Source organism: Nonomuraea sp. NPDC051191 (genome assembly GCF_044455665.1).
Classification (GTDB): Bacteria; Actinomycetota; Actinomycetes; order Streptosporangiales; family Streptosporangiaceae; genus Nonomuraea.
In genome coordinates this window covers 73,451-94,731 of record NZ_JBITEZ010000016.1, presented here as the reverse complement: position 1 = coordinate 94,731, position 21,281 = coordinate 73,451, and the positions used below count along the sequence as shown (strand labels likewise).

Here is a 21,281-nt window from a genome sequence, read left to right as displayed (position 1 = left end):
CAGGAACAGGACGGATCTCAATGGAACGCGCGCATTCGACCGCCGGCCCGCTCTCGTGAGGGCGCTCGTCTTCACCGCGCCCGGCGTCGTGGAGCCGCAGGACGTGCCCGAGCCCGTGGCCGGGCCGGACGAGGTGCTGGTGCACGTGGTCGCCTCCGGCATCTGCGGCAGCGAGCTGCACGGGGTGAGGACCCCCGGGTTCCGGGTGCCGCCGCTGGTCATGGGGCACGAGTTCGCCGGGCGCACCGACGACGGGCGGCCGGTGACGGTCAACCCGATCCTGTCGTGCGGCGCCTGCGACGTGTGCCTGATCGGCCGGCCCAACGTGTGCAGGAAGCGGCAGATCATCGGCGTGCACCGGCCGGGCGCCTTCGCCGAGCGCGTCGCGGTGCCGGCCGCCGCCGTGGTGCCGCTGCCCGACGGGCTCGGGTGGAGCGCGGCGGGCGTGGTGGAGCCGGCCGCGAACGCCGTGCACGCCTGGGGGCTGGCCGGACGGCCGGCCGGGGCGCGCGTGGGCGTGATCGGGGCCGGGGCCATCGGGGTGACCTGCCTGCTGGCCGCCCTGTCCGGCGGCGCGGCCAGTGTGGACGTGGCCGACCGCTCGCCCGAGCGGCTGGCCGTGGCCGCCGGGCTCGGCGGCGTGGCGGCCGGCGCCGAGCTGACCGGCGAGTACGACGTCGTCTTCGACGCGGTCGGCGCCGCCTCGACCCACGAGCAGTCCCTGTCCCGGCTGCGCCCCGGCGGCGTGGCCGTCTGGCTGGGCCTGGCCGACCGCGTGGCCGGCTACGACGCCGCCGACCTGGTTCGCGGCGAGAAGCGCGTGCTGGGTTCGTTCGCCTACGACGCGGCCGACTTCGCCGCGGCCGTGGACCTGGTCGCCGGCTGGGACCTGAGCTGGGTCCGGACCTTCCCCCTCGAAGAGGGCGCCGAGGTCTTCACCCGGCTGATGAACGGCCAGGCCACCCCTGTCAAAGCTCTGCTGACCCCGGAATCGAGGTAACCCATGGCCCGCATCGTCCTGGTGGGCGCCGGCAGCATCACGTTCGCCAAGAACCTGCTCTCTGACATCCTGACATTTCCAGAACTGTCCGAGTCCACGATCGTGCTCCACGACATCGACCAGGCCCGGCTCGACACCGCTGAGGCGATGGCCCGCTGGATGGTGACCGAGCTGGGCATCGGCGCCAGGATCGAGGCGTACGCCGACCGCAGGGCCGCCGTCGAGGGCGCCGACTACGTGATCAACGAGATCGCCGTGGGCGGCCTGGAGGCGGTCAGGCGCGACCTGGAGATCCCCGCCGCGTACGGCGTGCGCCAGACGATCGGCGACACCCTGGGCATCGGCGGCATCTTCCGCGCCCTGCGCACGATCCCCGTCATGGTCGGCATCGGCGACGACCTGGCCGAGCTGGCCCCCGGCTCGGTGCTGTTCACCTACACCAACCCGATGTCGATGATCCCGTGGTCGGTCTACGCCGGCACCCCGTTCAAGAACGTCGTCGGCGTCTGCCACGCCGCCCGCGACACCCAGAGGACGCTGGCCGCCATGGTCGGCGTACCGGAGGAGGAGATCTCCTTCCTCACCGCGGGCGTCAACCACCAGGCGTTCGTGCTGCGCTTCGAGCACAACGGCGAGAACCTCTACCGGCGGCTCGACGAGCTGATCGACCAGGACCCCGAGCTGCGGCGGCGGGTGCGCGTGGAGGTCTACCGCAACTTCGGCTACTTCCCGACCGAGTCCTCCGAGCACGGCTCGGAGTACCTGCCGTGGTTCCTGCCGCACGCCGAGGAGGTCGAGCGGTACCGCATCCCGATCAACGTCTACCTGGAGTGGCTGGCCGACGGGTACGAGGAGTACGAGCAGTACAAGGGCTCGCTGGCGGCCGGCCACGGCGTGCCGATCGAACGCGGCGAGGAGCTGGCCTCGCTGGCCATCCACTCGATGGAGACCGGCACCCGCAGGATGATCCACGGCAACGTGCGCAACGGCGGCCTGATCACCAACCTGCCGCCCGAGGCCACCGTCGAGGTGCCCTGCCACGTCGACCGGTCCGGCGTGCAGCCGGTGCTCGTCGGCGAGCTGCCCGCCCAGGTCGCCGCGCTCAACCGGGCCTTCCTCAGCGTCGGCGAGCTGACCGTCAAGGCGGCCCTGGAGGGGCGGCGCGACCACGTCTACCAGGCCGCGCTGCTCGACCCCAACACCGCGGCCACCCTCCCGGTCCGCAAGGTCCGCGAGCTGGTGGACGCCCTCATCGAGGCCCACGGCGAGCTGCTGCCCGAAGGCATCAGGAAGTGACCATGTGCGATGCCGACCTGCCGTTGTCCCGCTACCGGCCGGTGTCCCAGCTGCGGGTGGCCGTCCACGAGGTGGACCGCGCCCGGCTGCCCGTCGTGGACGCCCACATCCACCTCGGACGCTGGCTGACCGAGGACGGCGGCTGGATGGTCGAGGACGTCCCCGCCCTGATCGGCATGATGGACGAGCTGAACCTGCGCGGCATGGTCAACCTCGACGGCCGCTGGGGCCGGGAGCTGGCCGAGAACATCGAACGCTACGACGCCGCCCATCCGGGCCGTTTCGCCACGTTCTGCCACGTCGACTGGTCCGAGACCGCCGTACCGGGGTTCGGCGAGCGGCTGGCCGCGCAGCTGCGCCGCTCGGTGGCCGAGGGCGCGGCCGGGCTGAAGGTGTGGAAGGACGTCGGCCTGCGGGTGCGCGACCACAAGGGCGAGCTGGTCATGCTCGACGACCCCCGGCTGGACCCGCTGTGGGCCGCCGTGGGGGAGGCGGGCGTCCCGATCGCCCTGCACACCGCCGACCCGGTCGCCTTCTTCGAGCCCATGGACGAGCGCAACGAACGCCTCGAACTGCTGGCCGCCCGGCCCGACTGGAACTTCTCCGGGCCCGGGTTCCCCTCGTTCGAGCGGCTCGTGGAGGCCATGGAGTCGATGGTCGCCCGCCATCCGGCCACGACCGTGATCGGGGTGCACGCCGGGTGCTGGCCGGAGAACCTCGGGTTCGCCGGGCGGATGCTGGACGCGTACCCGAACTTCCACATCGACATCGCGGCGCGCGTCGCCGAGCTGGGGCGTCAGCCGCGCGCCACGCGGGCGCTGATGCTCCGCCACCCCGGACGGGTGCTGTTCGGCACCGACGAGATCCCGCCGCACCGGGACGTCTACCGCATCCACTTCCGGTTCATGGAGACCGACGACGAGGCGTTCGCCCACTCCCTCGACGACCCGCCGCTGATGGGCCGGTGGACGATCTCCGGGCTCGACCTGCCCGACGACGTCCTGGAGCAGGTGTACGCGCGCAACGCGCTGCGGCTCGTGCCGAGGCTGGCATGACGGCGGCCCCGGCGGCCAACACCCAGGTGAACGCGCTCTTCCAGTGACCGGCCCGGCCGCCTCAGGCCGCCGGGGGCGGTGCCTCCTCGTCGAGTGCGACGTCCAGGGCGGCCAGGCGGGCGGGGTCGGAGACGATGTCGATCTCGGTGATGCGCTCGCCGTCCGTCGTGACCCGCAGCACCAGGAACAGCCTGCCGTCGCGCAGGACGCCGATGCCCGGCGTGCCGTCGATGAGCACGAGGTCGGCGAAACGCGCGCCGCCGGCGTCGGTGAGCGTGCCCTGCGCCACCGGACGGGCCCCGCGCCGCTCGCCGCCCGAGCCCGGCAGGTCCGACCGGTGCAGCACGTCGGGGTCGAGCACCGCGAGCAGGGCGTTCAGGTCGCCGGCGCGGGCCGCGGCGAGGAAGGCGGCCACGAGCCTGCGCTGCCTGGCGTGGTCGGGGGCGGGCAGCACGGGCGTGCCGTGCACCCGCTGCCGCGCCCGGCTGGCCAGCTTCTTGGCCGTGGCGGGCGTGCGCGCGACGATCTCCGCGATCTCCCCGAACGGCACCGCGAACAGGTCGTGCAGCACGAACGCGACCCGCTCGGCCGGGCTCAGCGTGTCCAGGACCACGAGCAGGGCGAGCCCGACCGAGTCGGCCAGCACCGCCGCGTCGGCCGGATCGCCGTCATGGACGCTGACCTGGTCGAACCGCTCCGCCTCGACGAGGTGCTCGTCCCTGCGCCCGCGGGCGCGCAACATGTCGAGGCAGACCCGGCCGACGATCGTGGTCAGCCAGCCGGGCACGTTCGCGACCCCGTCCGTGCCGGCGCGGGCGGCGCGCAGCCAGGTCTCCTGGACGGCGTCGTCGGCCTCGTCGGCCGAGCCGAGCATGCGGTGCGCCACCGCCCGCAGATGGCTCCTGGTCAGGTCGAAGTGCTCGGCCAGGTGGGCTTGCGCGTTCATCGGTCACCTTTCGTCGCGCCGGGTCGTCATACAGGCGGCTGGGCGACGACGGGGGGCGACCATGGCGGAATCCTAAGGCCCGTCCGGGGGTGGTGAAGGCCCGCGGGCATGTCTTGGGGACGATCGTGCTTCTTCTGATCGGCGGTCACCTTTTCCGGGCCCCCGTCGTCAAGGTGGTGAGTCTTCATGAAGGAGTGACCGAATGACGTACGACAACCTGCGCACCGTGGTCGACGGGCGGGTGTGGCTGCCCGGCGACGAGGGCTTCGAGGAGGCCGCCAGGGCGTGGAACCTGACGGTGGCCCAGCCGGTGGCCGCCGTGGTCGAGGCGGCCCACGCCGGCGACGTGGCCGCCCTGGTCCGCCATGCGCGCCAGGAGGGGCTGACCGTCTCCGCGCAGCCGCGCGGGCACGGCGCGAGCGGCGCCTGCGAAGGCGTGATCCTGCTGCGCACCAACCGGCTGGACGAGTTGGAGATCCACCCGGGCGAGCGGCGCGCCCGCGCCGGCGCGGGCGTCAACTGGGGCGCCGTGCAGGCCGAGGCGGGCAGGCACGGCCTGACCGGGCTCGCCGGCAGCAACCCCACCGTGACGGTCACCGGCTACACCCTCGGCGGCGGCCTGGGCTGGTTCGCCCGCAGGTACGGCTGGGCGGCCGACAGCGTGCGCGCCTTCGACGTCGTGGACGCCGAGGGCAGGCCCACGCGGGTGACCGAGGAGAGCGACCCCGAGCTGTTCTGGGCGCTGCGGGGTGGCGGCGGCGACTTCGCGCTGGTCACCGCCGTCGAGTTCGACCTGTACGCCGAACGCGCCCTGTACGGCGGCCGTCTCATGTGGCCCGGCCAGAAGGAGGCCGAGGTGTTTGCGGCCTTCCGGGAGCTGACCGCCGACGCGCCGCCCGAGTTGTCGCTGTGGCTGAACCGGGTGCAGTTCCCCAAGGCGCCCCCGATGGTGACCGTGGACCTGGCCCACCTGGGCGGGGCGGCCGAGGCCGAGGACCTGCTGGGCCGCCTGGCCAAGATCGACGGCGTGCTGGCCGACACGCGTGCCGCCATGGCCACGGCCGACCTGGGCACGATCACCGCCGAGCCGACCGACCCGGCGCCCGCGCTGTCCCGTACGGAGCTGCTGACCGGGCTGGACGACGACACCGTGGAGATCCTGACGGCCGAGCCGGTCGAGCCGCTGATCAGCATGCAGATCAGGCACCTGGGCGGCGCGCTGACCCGGCCGGGAGGCGGCGCCGGGGGAGCGCTGGCCGAGCCGTACCTGCTCTACCTGCTCGGGCCCGGCGCCACCCCCCAGCTCACCCAGGCCGTACGGGCCAAGCAGGACGCGATCGCCGCCGCCCTGGGGGACCGGGTCAGCGGGCGCAAGCCGTACACGTTCCTGGCGCCGGGCGAGCGGGCGGCGCAGGCGTTCCCCGAGCCCGCGCTCGCCCGGCTGCGCGAGATCAAGCGCTCGCGCGACCCGCACGGCGTGTTCCGTGCCAACTACCCGGTCCTGGACTGATCACCAGTTCGCGGGCAGCCCCGGCGTCGTGGCGGGCAGGGCGTGGCCGGGCGGGCGGATGACGTAGGCGACGCCGCCGCTGCTCGAACTGCGCAGCCACACGTTCTCGAAGGCGGCGCGGGGATAGACGTGGCGGACGGCGTCGTTGCCGGACGAGGCCGGGTCGTTGGCGATCACGTCGCCCGTCGCGGTGAAGCCGACGACCACCATGAGGTGGCCGTCGGTGCCGTACCCGGCGCCGGGCAGCTCGCCCTTCTTGAACGACTGCGAGGTGATCACGGGGATGCCCGCCTTGATCAGCTGTTCCAGCTCGGTCAGGGTGCGCAGGCGGGTGACGAAGCCGTCCAGGCCGTACCGGCCGGCGTAGGCGGTGTTGAACGGCCAGTTGCCCGCGCCCTGGTAGGCGTGGTCGTAGGTGTAGCGGGCCGCGTGGTCCACCTCGGGGTTCGGGTCGGACGGGTCCACCCAGGAGGTGTCCTGCGCGCTCGGCCACTTGTCCCAGTAGCCGAGCACCATCGTGGTCGAGGTCGGGCTGCACCACGCCTCGCCGCCGCCGTCCCATTCGGGGTAGTGGCCGGCGTGCACGTTCTGGGAGCGGCGCGGCACGTTCAGCTCGACGCCCCACGCGCCGCCGCCAGGGCTGACCGGGACGGTCTTGCGGTCCGGCACGTTCGAGGCCATCGCGCCGAGCGTGCGCACCCGGGGCGTCACGGTCGAGCCCGGCGTCCGGTAGAGGGTCAGGCGCAGCTGGTACGCCGACAGCTGCCGCCCGGCCGCCGCCACCAGCGTGTCCACGGCGACGGACGCGTCCGCGTCGCCCTGGCCGGCCACGGAGGTGCGCAGGATGTCGCCCTCGGCGTAGGACCAGCGGCCCAGGACGTACCACTTGGTCAGGCCGGCGGTGTTCCTGGCCCTGGCCTCGACCTGCACCCAGCTGCCCTGGGGCACGTCGGCGGTCCAGGAGGCGATCAGCTCGGTGGCGGGGAAGCCGACCGTGCGCTCGGGGCCGGTCCAGCGGGAGTACTCCCAGCTCTTGGTGCCCAGGGCGTCGGTGTAGGAGGTGGTGCCGGCGGCCGCGGCGAACGACAGCCCGTCCCCGGCGGACGTGCCCTCGCCGGCGCCCGCGGCGAAGTCGGCCCGCTGGTAGACGACGTCGGGGACGAGCGGCCCCGGCTTCTGCTCGGCGGCGGCGGCGACGGCGGCGGCGGGAGGTTGGAGGGTGGTGGCCAGCAGGAGTCCGGACAGGAACACGGTCAGCACGCGCATGAACCCACCTTGCTCGGAAGGCTTCGGATGGGGCCGACAGTAGGCACATCGGGCGGGCAAAGCATCGGGAAATCTACGTATGGGTCATGAAGCTTTCCGCGCGGCGAAACTTTCTCGGCCGGTTCGCGCAGCTCTTCTCGCGGTCGTCGGAGGGCGTGGGCGAAAGTTTCTGTGATGGATTGACATGTTTCGGGATGGTCATCACACTCGCCATCGAGCTTCCCCCCTCCGCCCGGCCGCTTTGGAGGCAGACCATGATCCGGAAGTTGCTCGTCCTGGGCGCCGCGTGCACGCTCGCCGCGGGCCTCGTGCTGACCTGGACCACCACCCCCTCGAAAGCCGCCGACTGCAGCGGCGGCTACGTCGGCCTCACCTACGACGACGGCCCCAACCCCGCCACCACCTCCAACCTGCTCGACGCGCTGACCTCCAACGGCCTGCGGGCCACGATGTTCAACGTCGGTCAGAACGCCCAGAACAACCAGGCCCTGGTCCGGGCCCAGCAGAACGCGGGCATGTGGATCGGCAACCACAGCTGGACCCACCCGCACCTGACCCAGCTGGGCGCCGCCCAGATCCAGTCCGAGCTGCAACGCACCCAGCAGGCGATCCAGCAGGCCACGGGCGCCGCGCCGAAGCTGTTCCGGCCGCCGTACGGGGAGACCAACGCCACCCTCCGGTCGGTCGAGCAGCAACTCGGCCTGACCGAGGTCATCTGGGACGTCGACTCCCAGGACTGGAACGGCGCGAGCACCGCCCAGATCGTCCAGGCGGCGGGCCGGTTGCAGAACGGCCAGGTCATCCTCATGCACGACAACTACGCGACGACGATCGCCGCCGTCCCGCAGATCGCCGCGAACCTGCGTGCCCGCAACATGTGCGCGGGCATGATCTCGCCGGCGACCGGCCGGGCCGTCGCGCCCGACGGGAGCGGCCCGACCACGCCGCCCTCGTCCCCGCCGCCCGGCGGCGGCAGCTGCACGGCGACCGTCTCTGCGGGCCAGCAGTGGAGCGACCGGTTCAACCTGTCGGTCACGGTCTCCGGCACGAACTCCTGGATCGTCACCGTGACCGTGCGCAGCCCGCAGAAGATCATCGCCACCTGGAACGGCACCCCGACCTGGGACGGCACGGGCAACGTCATGACGATGCGGCCGAACGGCAGCGGGAACACCTTCGGGTTCACCGTCCAGCACAACGGCAACTGGACCTGGCCCTCGGTGTCCTGCCGGGTGGGGTGAGGGCGGTCCCGGTATGGAATGCTCTCCGCCATGCTGATAAGGAACGGGACAATTGACGACATTTCCCCGATCGTGGCGTTGCACGTGGAGAGCTGGCGTACGGCCTACGCGGGCATCATGCCCGACGCCTTCCTGAACGGCCCCCTGGACGACGACCGGCTGGCCCTCTGGCGGGAACGGCTGGACGCGCCGGTGCCGGGGGCGGGCCTGTTCGTCGGCCATGACGACGACGGGGACCTGCTCGGGTTCGTCTACCTGCTCCCGGCCCCGGACGGCCGCGTCCTGCTCGACAACCTGCACGTGCGGCCGGGGAGCACGGGCTCGGGCGCCGGGTCGCGGCTGCTGCGCCGCGGCCTGGCCTGGGTGGCGGACGAGCACCCCGGCCGGGAGGTCTACCTGGAGGTGCTGAGCGCGAACACGCGGGCCGTCGCCTTCTACGAACGACACGGCGCACGCCGCACCGACGAGCGGATGTGCCGTTTCGAGCAGGGGTTCGAGCTGCCCGAGTACGAGTACGCCTGGCGGGTGAACTGACCGGCCCGTGCCTCGCCGGGTAGGGTCAGGTGAGGGCGTCGCGGGTCCAGGAGCCCAGGACCAGCAGGGACTTGGTGCCCGTGACGTTGCCGGCTCTGCGCAGCCGGTCGATGACCAGCTGGAGGTGTCCCAGGTCCCGTACCCGTACGTGGATGAGGGCGTCGGGGTCGCCGGCGATGGTGAAGACGGCCTGCACCTCCGGCACGTCGGTCGCCGTGCGGACGATCTCGGCCACCGGCGTGGTGCCCGGGTACCGCAGCTCGGTGAACGCCTCGATGCCCCATCCGAGCTTGGCGTAGTCGATCTGGACGGTGAACCCCGTGATCACCCCGATCTCCCTGAGCCGGTCGACCCGCCGCTTGACCGCCGCCACCGACAGACCGACCTGATCGGCCATCTCGGAGAAGGTCCGCCTGCCGTCCTCGCGCAGCAGCCGGAGCACATGGTGGTCAATGTCGTCGATGTCCGGCATGTGAGAATCCTCCCTGGTGACGCAAAGATCTTCTGTGTCAGAATCGCCCAGCTCACATTATTTGCGTCTTCTTCGTGGTTTCGCATCTGATACTTGCGCACAGTAGCTCTCCGTTGCTGTGCTGGGGAACCCCACATACGCATTGCCCGCCAGGAGGTTCGCGTGAGCGTGAACAGCGCGACCGTGTCGCTCGACGACAAGTACGCCGCGCCCGACGGCCGGGTGCTGATCTCCGGCATCCAGGCCCTCGTCCGGCTGACCCTCGAACAGCGGCGCCTGGACCGGGAACGCGGCCTGGACACCAGGGCCTTCGTCTCCGGCTACCAGGGCTCCCCGCTGGGCGGCGTCGATCTGGAGATGGCCCGCGCCGCCCGGTTCCTGGACGAGGCCGGCGTCGTCTTCCGTCCCGGCCTCAACGAGGAGCTGGCCGCGACGGCCGTGGCCGGCACGCAGCTCCTCGGCCAGGTCCCCGGCCGCAGCCACGACGGCGTCACCGCCTTCTGGTACGGCAAGAACCCCGGCCTCGACCGCGCCGCCGACGCCATCAGGCACGGCAACATGGCCGGCACCGCCGCGCTCGGCGGCGCGGTGGCCTGGATCGGCGACGACCCCGGCTGCAAGTCCTCCACGGTGCCCAGCTCGTGCGAGCCGATGTGCCAGAGCCTGTCGATGCCGCTGCTCGCGCCCGGCTCGGTCGCCGAGATCATCGAGTTCGGCCTGCACGCGGTCGCCCTCTCCCGCGCCACCGGCCTGTGGACGGGCCTGAAGATCGTCGCCGACATCGCCGACGCCTCGGCCACCGTCGACCTGGGCGCGCTGCGCGACGGCATCCCCTTCCCCGACCACGCCGACCGCGGCAAGTCGCCGATCCTGGTCGGCCCGTCCGCCCTGGACGCCGAGTACGACCTGCTCACCCGCAGGCTGGAGCTGGCCCGCGACTACGCCCGCGTGAACGGGCTCAACCGCGTCATGCGCGACGCGCCCCGCGCCACGCTGGGCATCCTGGCCTCCGGCACCACGTACGCGGTGGTCCTGCGCGCCCTGGCCGACCTCGGCCTGGACGAGAGCGCCACCGAGGACCTCGGCCTGCGCCTGATCCGGCTCGGCATGCCGTTCCCGCTGGCCGCGGCCGACCTGGCCGCCATGACCTCCGACCTCGACCGGGTGCTGGTGGTCGAGGACAAGGTGCCGTTCCTCGAAGGGCACCTCAAGCAGGCCCTGTACGGCGGCGAGCGCGCGCCGGTCGTGTCGGGGCGGGACCTGCTGACCGCCCGCGGCACCCTGGGCGCCGAGGACGTCGCCAAGGCGCTGATCAGCTGCCTCGGCCCCGACCGGCTCCCGCGCGGGAGCGTCCGCCTGACGCCGCCCCCGACCGCCGCGCGCCGCCTGCTGCCGGTGGTCGCGGCGCGCACGCCGTACTTCTGCTCGGGCTGCCCGCACAACTCCTCCACCCGCACCGCCGACGACACGCTGGTCGGCGTCGGCATCGGCTGCCACGCCATGATCGCCCTCGACGGGCACGGCCGCGGCACCCAGATCGGCATCACCCAGATGGGCGGCGAGGGCGCCCAGTGGATCGGGCTCGCGCCGTTCACCCGGGACCGGCATTTCGTACAGAACCTCGGCGACGGCACCTTCCACCACTCCGGCTCCCTGGCGGTGCGGGCCGCGGTGGCGGCCGGGGTGACGATGACGTACAAACTGCTCTACAACGACGCCGTCGCCATGACCGGCGGCCAGCGCGCCGAAGGGCGGCTCGACGTGCCCGCGCTGACGCGGTCGCTGGCCGAGGAGGGCGTGCGCAGGATCGTGATCACCACGCCCGAGCCGGAGACGTACCGCGGGGTGCGGCTCGGGCCGATCGTGTCGGTGCGGCACCGCGACGACCTCGCCGACGTCGAGCGGGAGCTGGCCGCGCTCGACGGCGTGACCGTCCTGCTGCACGACGACAAGTGCGCGGCCGAGGAACGGCGGCTGCGCAAGCGCGGCAAGCTGCCCACCCCGACGGCGAAGGTCGTGGTCAACGAGCGCGTCTGCGAGGGCTGCGGCGACTGCGGCGACGTCTCCACGTGCCTGTCCGTCCAGCCCGTCGAGACCGAGTATGGCCGCAAGACCCGCATCCACCAGCCGTCGTGCAACTCCGACCTGAGCTGCCTCAAGGGCGACTGCCCGTCGTTCCTGCTGGTCGAGCCGGGCACCAGGGCGCCGCGCGAGCTGCCGCCGCTGCCCGTGCCGCTGCCCGATCCGGTCGTCAGGCTCGACGGCGACGCCGAGACGCTGATCCGGATGCCCGGAATCGGCGGCACTGGGGTCGTCACGGTCTCGCAGATCCTCCAGATGGCCGCCCACCTCGACGGCCTGCACGCCGCCGGCATCGAGCAGACCGGCCTCGCGCAGAAGGGCGGCCCGGTCGTCAGCGACGTGCGCATCGCCAAGCGGCCGGTGGACGGCTCGGTGCGGGCCTCGCGCGGCACGGCCGACGTGCTGCTGGGGTTCGACCTGCTCGGGGCCGCCGCCGACGCCAACCTCGCCGTCGCCGCGCCCGGCCGTACGGTCGCCGTGGTGAACACCTCGGTCGTGCCTACCGCCGCCATGGTCACCGGACGGGTCGCCCTGCCCGGCTCCTCCGCCGACGCCGTGGTCAGGCTGGAGTCGGCCACAGAGGGTGGGGACAACCTCTACCTCGACGCCCACGAGCTGGCCGAAGCGCTGTTCGGCGACCACATGCCGGCCAACATGCTGCTGGTCGGGGCGGCGTACCAGCACGGCTGCCTGCCCGTCTCGGCCGCGTCGGTCGAGGCGGCGATCAGGCTCAACAAGGCCGCCGTCGAGCAGAACCTCGCGGCCTTCCGCTGGGGCCGGGCCGCCGTCGCCGACCGCGAGGCGGTACGCCGGGCCGCGCTCGCCGAACCCGCCGAGCGGCCCGCGCCCGGCCTGGAGGAGACGCTGGCCCTGCGGGTGACGGACCTGACCGGCTACCAGAACGCGACCTACGCCCGTACGTACGAGACCGAGGTCAGGCGCGTGATCGCCGAGGCGGCCGGGCGTGCGGGGGAGGAGGCCGGCGCGCGTGTCGGGCTCGCCTACGCCCGCTCCCTGCACAAGCTCATGGCCTACAAGGACGAGTACGAGGTCGCCCGCCTGCACCTCGACCCCGACGAGCAGGCCAGGCGCGAACGCGAGTACGGCGCCGACGCGGTCGTGTCCGTGCTGCTGCACCCCCCGCTGCTGCGCGCGATGGGCATGAAGCGCAAGATCCGGCTGCGCCGCAGCGCGCCGACGCTGTTCCGCGGCCTGCGTGCCGCACGCGTGCTGCGCGGGACCGCCTTCGACGTGTTCGGCCAGGCCGAGGTCCGCCGGGTCGAACGGGAACTGATCACCGAATATCGTGATCTCATGCGCGCCGCCCTCGCCCGGCTGACCCCCGGCACGATCGACGCCGTCGCCGAGATCGCCGGCCTTCCCGAGTCGATCCGCGGGTACGAGGACATCAAGCTCGCCCGCGTCGCCGAGTTCCGTGAGCGGGCGGCGACCGCCCTGGCCCGCCTCGCCGAAGCCGCACCCAAGGAGTCGTCGTGACCGTTGACCGCCTGCTCCCCGACCAGGACGCCAAGGACCTGATCGAGCTGACCCGGGACATCGCCGACAAGGAGCTCGCGCGCCGGGTCGACGAGCACGAGCGCGCGGAGACGTACCCCGAGGGGCTGTTCGCCACGCTCGGCGCCGCCGGGCTGCTCGGCCTGCCCTACCCTGAGGAGTTCGGCGGCGGCGGGCAGCCGTACGAGGTGTACCTCCAGGTGATCGAGGAACTGGCGGCACGCTGGGCGGCGGTCGCGGTGGCGACGAGCGTGCACACGCTGGCCTGCTTCCCCGTGGCCGCGTACGGCACCGCCGAGCAGCGCGAACGCTGGCTCCCCGACATGCTGGCCGGACGGATCGTCGGCGGCTACAGCCTGTCGGAGCCGCAGGCGGGCTCGGACGCCGGCGCGCTCACCTGCCGCGCCGAGCGCACCGAGAGCGGCGACTACCGCATCACCGGCAACAAGGCGTGGATCACCCACGGCGGCATCGCCGACTTCTACGCCCTGTTCGCCCGTACCGGCGAGCGCATCTCCTGCTTCGTCGCGCCCGGCGCGGCCGAGGGCCTGACGTTCGGCCGCCCCGAGGAGAAGATGGGCCTGCACGCCGTGCCCACCACCAGCGCCCACTGGGACGGCGCCGTCATCGACGGCGACCGGCTGATCGGCGAGGAGGGCCAGGGCCTGCAGATCGCCTTCAGCGCCCTCGACTCCGGCCGGCTCGGCATCGCCGCCTGCGCCGTCGGCCTCGCCCAGGCCGCCCTGGACGAGGCCGTCGCCTACGCCAAGGAACGGCAGACGTTCGGCAAGCGCATCATCGACCACCAGGGCCTCGGCTTCCTGCTCGCCGACATGGCGGCGGGCGTGGACAGCGCACGGGCCACGTACCTGGACGCGGCCCGCCGCCGCGACGCCGGCCTCGACTACAGCAGGCAGGCCAGCGTGGCCAAACTGGTCGCCACGGACACCGCCATGAAGGTCACGACGGACGCGGTCCAGGTCTTCGGCGGCTACGGCTACACCAGGGAATTCCGGGTGGAGCGCTACATGCGCGAAGCCAAAATCATGCAGATCTTCGAGGGCACGAACCAGATCCAGCGCCTGGTCATCGCCCGCCAACTCGCCAAGTAGCCCCTGACATGCGAAAACCCTGCCTACCGGTTCCTGGGAGGCGGGGTTCGCTGTCTTGTGTTCGAGGCTCAAATGGTCCCGCTGTAGGTCCGGCAGCTGATGTGGCGGTCATCCGTCCAGCGGAAGAGCAGGTTGTGGGTGCGGGGCTTGCCATCCAGCCTCTCCCAGGGCAGGGAACAGCCCAGCGGACGGTAGACCGAGACGTGCCGCTGGACGGCCTCTGCCGTCCGATCGGGCAGCGGTACGACGCGCTCCCGGTCGTGCGGCCACACCCTGGACGTGGTATGACGTCGAGTTAAAGCGACTACTCTCAATCGAGAGGAGGATTTCGCTGCCATCTTCGCGTATAGGAATAATGCGGGCACTGTCTCCCATGGACCGGATCAGGGCGGTACGGCCGGAGGCATTCCTCTCAGACTCCGTAATCCCAATCCTTATGGGCGTTGAGTCTGTATCGCGACCCGCTGGATGGCATCGGCGCGCAGATGGAGGGCGTGGTCAGTGCCTGGGTCGAGGAGAAGGTGGCATCTGCCGGGGAGCTGGGTAAGTAGATCGTCCCCTTTCGTGCGGAACCAGGCCCGATGCTCGGTGAACCCGGCCAGAGCAGCGAGTGAGCTGAAGATCGGGATGATGCTGCGGCCGGTCACTTCTCTGGCAAAGAAGCCGGGTACGGATGGAGCCTCGCAGAACACTGGTGAGAGGCGGAAGACCTCGTGGAGGGCCACGCTGTCCAGCCTTCCGTCGGCAAATCGCTTCGCTGCTTCCACCAGCGTCAGGGGGCTTTTGGGCCGAACTTCTGCTGGAACGATGCGATCACCTTCTCCGCCTGCGCCTGACTGATTTCCACAAGATCTCCGACTGCATTGCCCACTTCCCAGTGCTTGATCTCGCGTGTTGGATGCCATTGGAGGTCCCGGTGTAGGGCTTCGTCAACCTGGGTGCCGTTTTCCAGCACGCGTCGGCGTGCGAGCCCGCCAGGGCTTTCCGGGCTGTCGGGGCCGTCCAGAAGGACCATCGCGTAGTACTGCACATGTTCGTTCATCTAGGTGGGTTGACCTTCGTGAAGGAGGGGATGTCGCGTGCGCCTGGCGGCACCGGAACCGCGGAGAATACCTCCTCCTGATACCTTTCCCAGCGCGTGATCTCTTCAGGTGGAGTTGTCGGGTCCTCAATCTTCTCATAAGCGTCGTGTGTCGACTGCTTAGCCTGCCAGCTGCTGGGGGTGTGGAATTGCACCTCGAACAGGTGGCCGCTCTTCGGATCCCGCCACCTCGTATTGATACCCTTGTAGCTTCCCGGGTTGCTCCAGGAAGGCTTCTGCAGGATCAGCTCGTAACCTTGGTGCTCCAGCAGTTGTCTCGCACGTGTCACCCCAGAGGTGTAGCGGTCATCAGAAAGGCTGAAGGTATATCTGATGCCGTCAGGGATGTTTCCTAACAGCTTGTCCAGCGGCAGATCAGGGCGCTCAGCGACCTGCTTGGCCAGCTTCTCTTTGAAGCGATCCTCACTCTTCAGTACGAATTCCGGATAGCCTTCCATCTTCGCGCCCAACTCCCCTGCGTTCATCCGCATGTTGGCCGACACGTCCTGCTCGGCCTGCCGTAATCCGGAGAACACCTCAGTCACTCGACGGTTGACCTCTGGCTCGAGCCGCAGGCCCTTCCATTCCCAACCTCCGTCAGCGGTGATCTTTGCTGCTGCCTTGCCCGCTCCAGCCACTTTGTCCAAAGCGCGGGAGGCTTGGTCGACTGCACGGGCCCCCTTTACAGCACCCGAGGCCGCGCCACTCGAACCCGCCGACGCCGCCGCCATGAGCATGTCCGGCACCAGCCGACCGAAGGCCCTGTCGGGGTTGGTGGCCCACGTGTCCCAGTCCAGCAGCGCCTTACCCAACTCGATCGGGTGTTGGACTCCATGCGCCAGGCCGCTGCCCAGGTCTTCAAGGTCTTGTGCCCAGCCCGCTGGATCCACGACAAGCCGGACGGTGGAATAAGTGGAGGCCATGTCCACCAGACCACCTACGGCCTCCACTGCGCCCTTGGCCATCTCCGCTGCCGAGAAGCCCGAGTTCTGATTGAGGTCGAGAGCGCTTTGGAACATCTGTCCCAACCTGTCCCCGACATCACCCATGAGCGGCAGCGGCTTACCGGGGGCAAAGGTCTCGGCGTCGACCGTCATGGCCCTTCCCCCTTGGAAGAGGTCCGGCCGTACCTGCTCCATCCGCTCCAACAGCAGCACGCGCTGATTGATCCCGGGGACTTGCTGGCCTGCCCACCCGGCTGCTTGCCGTACAGCATGTGCGGGGGTACCCGACAACCCAGCTTCCAGTAGGAGCCCCCACAACTCCTCCGCTGCTGCCTCCAGCGACGACTCGGCCCGGCGCAGCCTCCCCATCAGAGCCCTGACCCCGTCAGGCACCATGCCCTCTAAGTCGCTCATGGCTTACTGTGGTGCATCGGCCGGAGTGCGGGCCAGGAGCATACGTAGCTCACTGATCGCCGTAGTGAACGCCCCCATGACGGCCTGACGCTGCCCCGCCAGTTCCTGGCCGAATTGATCCGCAGCTGGTCCCGTCCAGACACTCTGCGACATGAGTGCCACAGCGCCATCGAGATCAGCCCTCGCCTGCTCCGCCAGCGCCTCGGCGCCACGTAACGCCTGCTCCAGTTGCTCTCGTGTCATACACGACTCCCTCGCAAGCCGGACAACAATTGCACAATTACTCGAAGCATCAGGCAACCGAAGTGTCGGAATTGGTCTATCTAGAACACCCTGCTCAGTCCAGTGCTATGGCAGGGCGGCGGACATGGCTCATCCACAGGGCTGGTCCTGCTTGCTGAGCCACGCCAGCCGCACGGCGAAACCGGCGGGAATATCTTGCTCCGCAAGAAGCGCGCAAGAAATGAGCCCCGGTCAAGCCGGGGCCGAAAGCGGATTGATCAGGACTACCCGTCAACGCGTCGTTGGGCTTGGTAGTCATATGCCCTGTTGACCGTCCATGCAATTGGCATAGCCCCGAAGCAGAACATCGACGCTGTGGCCGGCCCGCTTGGCGGGCTTTCTCTTGCTCGAACGGCGAGGCTTCTCCTCCGGGGCGTCGGCCATCACACAGCGCTCCCACGCCGCGCGGTGACCGGCTCGACAAGTCCCGCCGAAATGAACGCCTCAAGGGCCGCCTCTGGGATGCGGACATTGCGCCCGAGGCGGACGCACGCGATGCGTCGCTCCTCGATCAAGCGGCGGCGCGCCGCGCCGCCGTGCCCGGCCCTCTGCCGCCCGCCGGCCGGGCATGCGGCCTGGAGGCCGGTCCCGGACGGCGGCGGGACACCGGGCCGGCCGCCGGACACCTGCCGCGCCGTACCGACCGAACGCACCAACCATGGACGCGCCCCCGCCTGCTTCCTTCGGCTACGGCGCTCGGCATACGATCTCCCACCATGACCGGTGACTTAGCGTATGGCGGCTGACTGACGATCATCTCTGCGGAGGCTCGAAGTCGACGAGGTACTCCGCGCTGATCGCACGCAGCTTGCTCCCTGCGGCAAGGGTCTCGTTGAGACTCAGAGTGGTTGAGTCGACCTCAACAAGCCGGCGCCCGACCCTGGCGAACAGCACCATTCTGCCGTTCGCCTCCTTCTTGGACAGCCATCGATCCGCCGCCAGCCGCTCGCAGGACTCAGAGCCCCTTTCCCACGCCGTACACGCCTTGCGTGGATCCCCGCTGCTGCTGATACGGACGAATACGTCGGGCTCGCTCTGTCGGTCCTTGGCGTAGTCGAGTGCCAGGACGTCGTCGGAGATGGTCCATACGTTGACCAGTGTGCGTCCCGGGACTACGTCAGGCACCGCCAGGGGAAGGGACTCGTTGTAGGAGGCGATCAAGTCTTTGCGGAGTTGCTGTTTCCGAGCCGCCGTTCGCTGTTGATGGATCGTCGTCGTCGTGATCACGCACGCGCACACGACCACGGCCGCGATGACCTGGGGTATCAGCGACGCTGTACTCGCCAATCCGGCGGCGCTCGCATAACTCGCCATGGCCAGGACGGTGAATCCGAGCAAGGCCAGATGGGGACGGGGGCTCGGCACGGCCAGATCCACCGCGTTCTTCAACACCAACAACAACAAGGGCGCTAGCAACGCGCTGCGGATCGGATGCGCAATCCTCAGCATTCTGGCAAGCAGCCATCCGACGGGAACGACCAGCACTACGCCCACAGCCACCAAGGGCATGACCGTGTACGTCTCTATGTCGTCCTCGTACAACCGCGACACCGGATACCCGAGCCCGAGGCCTACCACCAGCCCAACACCAGCGCCCCGGACAAGATCCTTCCCCATGGGCCCACGATGCCATCCACCGATGTAGGGCACACGCCGAACCACTCAAATAGTGCTTATCGACGGCAGGCGGGATGGTCAGGCGGGCGAAGGTGTGCGCGTCCGCGCGAAGGTTCTCAAGCCGTGCCCGTCGTGTGCCCGCCAGGGCGGGGAACCAGGGGAACAGCGGGAAGTCACGGAGAACGCGATCAGTGCCGTGAGCTGCGTCTTCGCAGGTCGGGCATGATCGGTGTTCGTCTTTGCAAGCAAGATGTCGGGAGTTCGTATCTCCTTGGCTCCACTCGAGGTCAAACGCCACTACCCGTGATCGGGAAGTGGCCTTGTCGATCTTGTGGAGCTGCCAGGTACAGCTACGGCATCAGCTGTTCTCCAGGCGCTCGCTTTACTGCTGGGGGATGGGGAAGCCGTAGCGCTGCGAGATCTCATTGAGTGCCTCGATACATGCCGAGTGCGTGAACTCGCGGTCCGCCTCCTCGTGCCTGATCTTCACGCTTGCGTACGGCCTGTGCGGACACGGACCCCGCCTCAAAGTCATCTCATGCCAATCGCAGAGGCCCTTGCGCCCCTTCGTGTCTGGGTTGTGATTCTGCGGCTCGAAGGGCTTCGCCCAAATGACGATGTCTGCCATGACGCCGATCTTATGAGCTGTGAGTAACGGTGAAGTTGCGATCCGTTGATATGGGCGCCATCCCAAGCCGGCCAAGGCCGTCCCAGAGGGGAACGGCCTTCGTGATTGAGCCTGTTGCCCCATACGTTCCAACTGATCGAGTTGTTCTCCAAGGGAGAGGTCCTGTCCGGCCTGCTCCCGGTGAGCGACGGCCGATCATGGAGTACGGGGCCGACAGCTTCTGGCTGGGCCGTCGCGCTCGCCGTGCGTGAGAGGCGCGGGGGTTGCGCCAGTATTACCGCATGGACCATCAGAAACTTCGCGAATCGATCAGTGAGGCCTGGGCGACGGACGTGCTGCCCAGCCTCACCGGGTTGATCGAGATTCCGGCCGTGTCGTCCGCCTACGACGCCGCCTGGGAGGAGCACGGTCATCTGCTGGCCGCCGTCGAGCATGTGCGGGGCTGGGTGGCGTCGCGGGGCCTGCCCGACGCGCGGTGCGACGTCGTGCAGCTCGACGGCCGTGCCCCGCTCCTGTTCGTGGACGTGCCCGCGACGCCGGGCGCGGCGGCGACCGGGACCGTCCTGCTGTACGGGCACCTCGACAAGCAGCCGCCGCTGGGTGACTGGTCGGAGGGCCTGGGCCCATGGCAGGCAGTGATCCGCGACGACCGGCTCTACGGCCGCGGTGCCGCCGACGACGGGTACTCGGGCTACGCCGCCACGACCGCGCTGGAGGCCGTACGCGGGGCAGGCGGCGAACACGCGCGGGCGGTCCTGCTTCTGGAGACTGGCGAGGAGTCCGGCAGCCCGGACCTGCCCGCGTACCTGGAGCATCTCGCCGACCGGCTCGGCGAGGTGTCGCTGGTGGTCTGCCTGGACGCGGGCGGCGGAGACTACGAGCGGCTGTGGCTGACGTCCAGCCTGCGCGGCGCGGTGCAGGCGACCGTCACGGTGCGCGTCCTCGAGACGGGCATCCACTCCGGGCTCGGGAGCGGCATCGTGCCGAGCTCGTTCCGTGTCATGCGCCGGCTGCTCGATCGGGTGGAGGACTCGGAGACCGGTGAGGTCAAGGTGGCCGAGATGGTGGTGCCCATCCCGGAGGAACGGCGGGCGGAGGCGGCGGCGCTCGTCGCGCTCCATCCGGAGGTCGCCGTGCCCCGGTTGCCGCTGCTGCCGGAGATGAGGCGAGTGTCCGACGATGACGTCGAGCTCGTCCTCAACAACACCTGGCGGCCGACCCTGTCCGTGACCGGCGCCGGCGGGCTCCCGGACCCCGCGGTGGCGGGCGCCGTGCTGCGGCCCTGGACCTCCTTCCGGCTGAGCTTCCGCCTGCCGCCCTCGGCCGACGCCGAGGCGGCGCGGGCCGCGCTGGAGAAGATCCTCACGACCGACGTGCCGTACGGGGCGCAGGTCGAGGTCGGCGACTTCATGGTCCTGAACGGCTGGCACGCGCCGGCGCCGGCCCCATGGCTGGCCTCGGCGTTGCGGCAGGTCGGTGATCGCGTGTTCGGGAAGCCGTGCCAGAACATGGGCATCGGCGGCGGGATCCCCTTCATGGAGATGCTCGGCAGGCGGTACCCGCGGGCGCAGTTCGTCGTCACGGGCGCGCTCGGTGCGGACTCGAACGTGCACGTGCCGGACGAATGGCTGCACATCCCGTTCGCCGTACAGGTGACCGAAGCGGTCGCGCACCTCCTCGACGCGCACGCACACGCCGGCGGGCATGCCTGACCCGATCCGTCATGACGCCTGAACGGCGGCATCCAGGCCGACACCCCGTCCGGCTCGGCGTGCCGAGCCGGGGTCAGCTTCACCGGTCTCCGACGACCTCGACCTCCTCGCGCGCCAAGGCGGCGTGCCAGGCAGGTCACGCAGCAGCCGCCTGCCGGGCGTGGTGCCGTGGACGGATCTGCGGGAGGTCTCCGACGAGGACGATGCCAACGCCAACGGTGCCAAGGCGTCGAGCGAAGTCTTCGATGCCGTCACCTTGCGGAATCATGCCCCGAAGAAAGGGGAAGCTCGGATCAGATGCTGAGGCGGCTCGCCGGATGCATCCGACGACGAGAGCAGGACGGATCGCGATCGCTCGCTCTCCTAGCCAGTTGTCCGGCCGGGCGTAGGGGAGTGACACCATGAGAACGGCTCCCGGCTCCTCGGCTCGCTCGACTGCGAAGCTGAGGGGTGACCAGGCCATGCCCTCGTCGTAGGTCGGCTTGTGGCGCACGCGCCAGCGGAAGACGGTGCCGTCGACGGTGATGAGCCGTGAGCCCTTCTTCGGTATCGCCACAGCCGCCTCCAAGCTCTG

Annotated in this window: 18 protein-coding genes; 9 read left to right on the top strand and 9 right to left on the bottom strand. The window is 70.2% G+C overall.

Translation table 11 applies throughout. The features are described 5' to 3' along the window. The first annotated feature begins 55 nt into the window (after positions 1-55). The 3 genes from ACIA8R_RS39660 to ACIA8R_RS39650 are packed head-to-tail and all read left to right on the top strand — an operon-like array spanning position 56 to position 3,351. Positions 56-1,000 (top strand): alcohol dehydrogenase catalytic domain-containing protein, encoded by a 945-nt coding sequence (locus tag ACIA8R_RS39660; RefSeq protein WP_397042653.1) that lies wholly within the window; start codon positions 56-58, stop codon positions 998-1,000. Between the two features lie 3 nt (positions 1,001-1,003). Continuing rightward, positions 1,004-2,296, top strand: coding sequence for an alpha-galactosidase (gene melA / locus ACIA8R_RS39655; RefSeq protein WP_397042652.1), 1,293 nt, complete (start codon positions 1,004-1,006; stop codon positions 2,294-2,296). Between the two features lie 2 nt (positions 2,297-2,298). Beyond that, positions 2,299-3,351, top strand: coding sequence for an amidohydrolase family protein (locus ACIA8R_RS39650; RefSeq protein WP_364086960.1), 1,053 nt, complete (start codon positions 2,299-2,301; stop codon positions 3,349-3,351). Positions 3,352-3,412: 61 nt separating this feature from the next. Here ACIA8R_RS39650 and ACIA8R_RS39645 read toward each other — a convergent pair whose 3' ends face one another. Next, complete coding sequence (locus ACIA8R_RS39645) at positions 3,413-4,297, bottom strand: sigma-70 family RNA polymerase sigma factor (protein ID WP_397042650.1); 885 nt, start codon at positions 4,295-4,297, stop codon at positions 3,413-3,415. A gap of 202 nt (positions 4,298-4,499) precedes the next feature. Here ACIA8R_RS39645 and ACIA8R_RS39640 point away from each other — a divergent pair, with 202 nt between their 5' ends. Beyond that, positions 4,500-5,807 carry an FAD-binding oxidoreductase gene (locus ACIA8R_RS39640; RefSeq protein ID WP_397042648.1) on the top strand — a complete coding sequence of 436 codons (1,308 nt, stop codon included), beginning with the start codon at positions 4,500-4,502 and terminating at the stop codon, positions 5,805-5,807. On the opposite strand, the gene ACIA8R_RS39635 is transcribed toward ACIA8R_RS39640, so the two are convergent. After that, positions 5,808-7,073 carry a C39 family peptidase gene (locus ACIA8R_RS39635; RefSeq protein ID WP_397042646.1) on the bottom strand — a complete coding sequence of 422 codons (1,266 nt, stop codon included), beginning with the start codon at positions 7,071-7,073 and terminating at the stop codon, positions 5,808-5,810. 254 nt (positions 7,074-7,327) lie between these two features. Here ACIA8R_RS39635 and ACIA8R_RS39630 point away from each other — a divergent pair, with 254 nt between their 5' ends. Both ACIA8R_RS39630 and ACIA8R_RS39625 read left to right on the top strand, forming a co-directional pair. Then, a complete protein-coding gene (locus ACIA8R_RS39630) occupies positions 7,328-8,314 on the top strand; it encodes a polysaccharide deacetylase family protein (RefSeq protein ID WP_397042644.1) in 987 nt (328 codons plus the stop codon). A 30-nt stretch (positions 8,315-8,344) separates the two neighbouring features. Further along, positions 8,345-8,848: a GNAT family N-acetyltransferase gene (locus tag ACIA8R_RS39625; RefSeq protein WP_397042642.1), complete on the top strand. Its 504-nt coding sequence runs from the start codon at positions 8,345-8,347 to the stop codon at positions 8,846-8,848. 25 nt (positions 8,849-8,873) lie between these two features. Here the strand turns inward: ACIA8R_RS39625 and ACIA8R_RS39620 are convergent, their stop codons facing one another. Further along, entirely contained in the window at positions 8,874-9,320 is a 447-nt protein-coding gene (locus tag ACIA8R_RS39620) for an Lrp/AsnC family transcriptional regulator (RefSeq protein ID WP_364086970.1), read from the bottom strand. A gap of 93 nt (positions 9,321-9,413) precedes the next feature. Between ACIA8R_RS39620 and ACIA8R_RS39615 the strand changes: the two genes are divergently transcribed. Together ACIA8R_RS39615 and ACIA8R_RS39610 are read left to right on the top strand one after the other, a co-directional pair. Then, a complete protein-coding gene (locus ACIA8R_RS39615; RefSeq protein ID WP_397042639.1) occupies positions 9,414-12,899 on the top strand; it encodes an indolepyruvate ferredoxin oxidoreductase family protein in 3,486 nt (1,161 codons plus the stop codon). Continuing rightward, the gene (locus ACIA8R_RS39610) at positions 12,896-14,029 is read left to right on the top strand and encodes an acyl-CoA dehydrogenase family protein (RefSeq protein WP_364086973.1); all 1,134 of its coding nucleotides are present in this window, start codon (positions 12,896-12,898) and stop codon (positions 14,027-14,029) included. Before ACIA8R_RS39615 ends, ACIA8R_RS39610 begins: the two co-directional genes overlap by 4 nt. A 434-nt stretch (positions 14,030-14,463) precedes the next feature. Here the strand turns inward: ACIA8R_RS39610 and ACIA8R_RS39605 are convergent, their stop codons facing one another. The 5 genes from ACIA8R_RS39605 to ACIA8R_RS39585 all read right to left on the bottom strand — a co-directional run bounded on the left by ACIA8R_RS39605 (position 14,464) and on the right by ACIA8R_RS39585 (position 18,367). After that, positions 14,464-14,676 (bottom strand): SseB family protein, encoded by a 213-nt coding sequence (locus ACIA8R_RS39605; RefSeq protein ID WP_357694641.1) that lies wholly within the window; start codon positions 14,674-14,676, stop codon positions 14,464-14,466. A gap of 125 nt (positions 14,677-14,801) precedes the next feature. Then, positions 14,802-15,071: a hypothetical protein gene (locus ACIA8R_RS39600; protein WP_357693840.1), complete on the bottom strand. Its 270-nt coding sequence runs from the start codon at positions 15,069-15,071 to the stop codon at positions 14,802-14,804. Beyond that, positions 15,068-16,207 (bottom strand): hypothetical protein, encoded by a 1,140-nt coding sequence (locus ACIA8R_RS39595; RefSeq protein ID WP_397042636.1) that lies wholly within the window; start codon positions 16,205-16,207, stop codon positions 15,068-15,070. The genes ACIA8R_RS39600 and ACIA8R_RS39595 overlap by 4 nt, the downstream gene beginning before the upstream one ends. Before the next feature lie 264 nt (positions 16,208-16,471). Then, the gene (locus tag ACIA8R_RS39590) at positions 16,472-16,711 is read right to left on the bottom strand and encodes a hypothetical protein (protein ID WP_397042634.1); all 240 of its coding nucleotides are present in this window, start codon (positions 16,709-16,711) and stop codon (positions 16,472-16,474) included. A 792-nt stretch (positions 16,712-17,503) separates the two neighbouring features. Continuing rightward, the gene (locus ACIA8R_RS39585) at positions 17,504-18,367 is read right to left on the bottom strand and encodes a hypothetical protein (RefSeq protein ID WP_364086983.1); all 864 of its coding nucleotides are present in this window, start codon (positions 18,365-18,367) and stop codon (positions 17,504-17,506) included. 909 nt (positions 18,368-19,276) lie between these two features. Between ACIA8R_RS39585 and ACIA8R_RS39580 the strand changes: the two genes are divergently transcribed. Then, positions 19,277-20,707 carry a M20/M25/M40 family metallo-hydrolase gene (locus ACIA8R_RS39580; RefSeq protein WP_397042632.1) on the top strand — a complete coding sequence of 477 codons (1,431 nt, stop codon included), beginning with the start codon at positions 19,277-19,279 and terminating at the stop codon, positions 20,705-20,707. 136 nt (positions 20,708-20,843) lie between these two features. On the opposite strand, the gene ACIA8R_RS39575 is transcribed toward ACIA8R_RS39580, so the two are convergent. Then, positions 20,844-21,263 (bottom strand): hypothetical protein, encoded by a 420-nt coding sequence (locus ACIA8R_RS39575; RefSeq protein WP_397042630.1) that lies wholly within the window; start codon positions 21,261-21,263, stop codon positions 20,844-20,846. Positions 21,264-21,281 lie beyond the last annotated feature (18 nt).

Excerpts from the sequence above, each read along its gene's own strand:
- ACIA8R_RS39650 (WP_364086960.1), top strand. The coding sequence starts at position 2,299 with ATGTGCGATGCCGACCTGCCGTTGTCCCGCTACCGGCCGGTGTCCCAG.
- ACIA8R_RS39600 (WP_357693840.1), bottom strand. The coding sequence starts at position 15,071 with ATGAACGAACATGTGCAGTACTACGCGATGGTCCTTCTGGACGGCCCC.
- melA (WP_397042652.1), top strand. The coding sequence starts at position 1,004 with ATGGCCCGCATCGTCCTGGTGGGCGCCGGCAGCATCACGTTCGCCAAG.
- ACIA8R_RS39635 (WP_397042646.1), bottom strand. The coding sequence starts at position 7,073 with ATGCGCGTGCTGACCGTGTTCCTGTCCGGACTCCTGCTGGCCACCACC.
- ACIA8R_RS39580 (WP_397042632.1), top strand. The coding sequence starts at position 19,277 with ATGGACCATCAGAAACTTCGCGAATCGATCAGTGAGGCCTGGGCGACG.
- ACIA8R_RS39620 (WP_364086970.1), bottom strand. The coding sequence starts at position 9,320 with ATGCCGGACATCGACGACATTGACCACCATGTGCTCCGGCTGCTGCGC.
- ACIA8R_RS39630 (WP_397042644.1), top strand. The coding sequence starts at position 7,328 with ATGATCCGGAAGTTGCTCGTCCTGGGCGCCGCGTGCACGCTCGCCGCG.
- ACIA8R_RS39590 (WP_397042634.1), bottom strand. The coding sequence starts at position 16,711 with ATGACACGAGAGCAACTGGAGCAGGCGTTACGTGGCGCCGAGGCGCTG.
- ACIA8R_RS39640 (WP_397042648.1), top strand. The coding sequence starts at position 4,500 with ATGACGTACGACAACCTGCGCACCGTGGTCGACGGGCGGGTGTGGCTG.
- ACIA8R_RS39625 (WP_397042642.1), top strand. The coding sequence starts at position 8,345 with ATGCTGATAAGGAACGGGACAATTGACGACATTTCCCCGATCGTGGCG.
- ACIA8R_RS39645 (WP_397042650.1), bottom strand. The coding sequence starts at position 4,297 with ATGAACGCGCAAGCCCACCTGGCCGAGCACTTCGACCTGACCAGGAGC.
- ACIA8R_RS39595 (WP_397042636.1), bottom strand. The coding sequence starts at position 16,207 with ATGACGGTCGACGCCGAGACCTTTGCCCCCGGTAAGCCGCTGCCGCTC.
- ACIA8R_RS39585 (WP_364086983.1), bottom strand. The coding sequence starts at position 18,367 with ATGGGGAAGGATCTTGTCCGGGGCGCTGGTGTTGGGCTGGTGGTAGGC.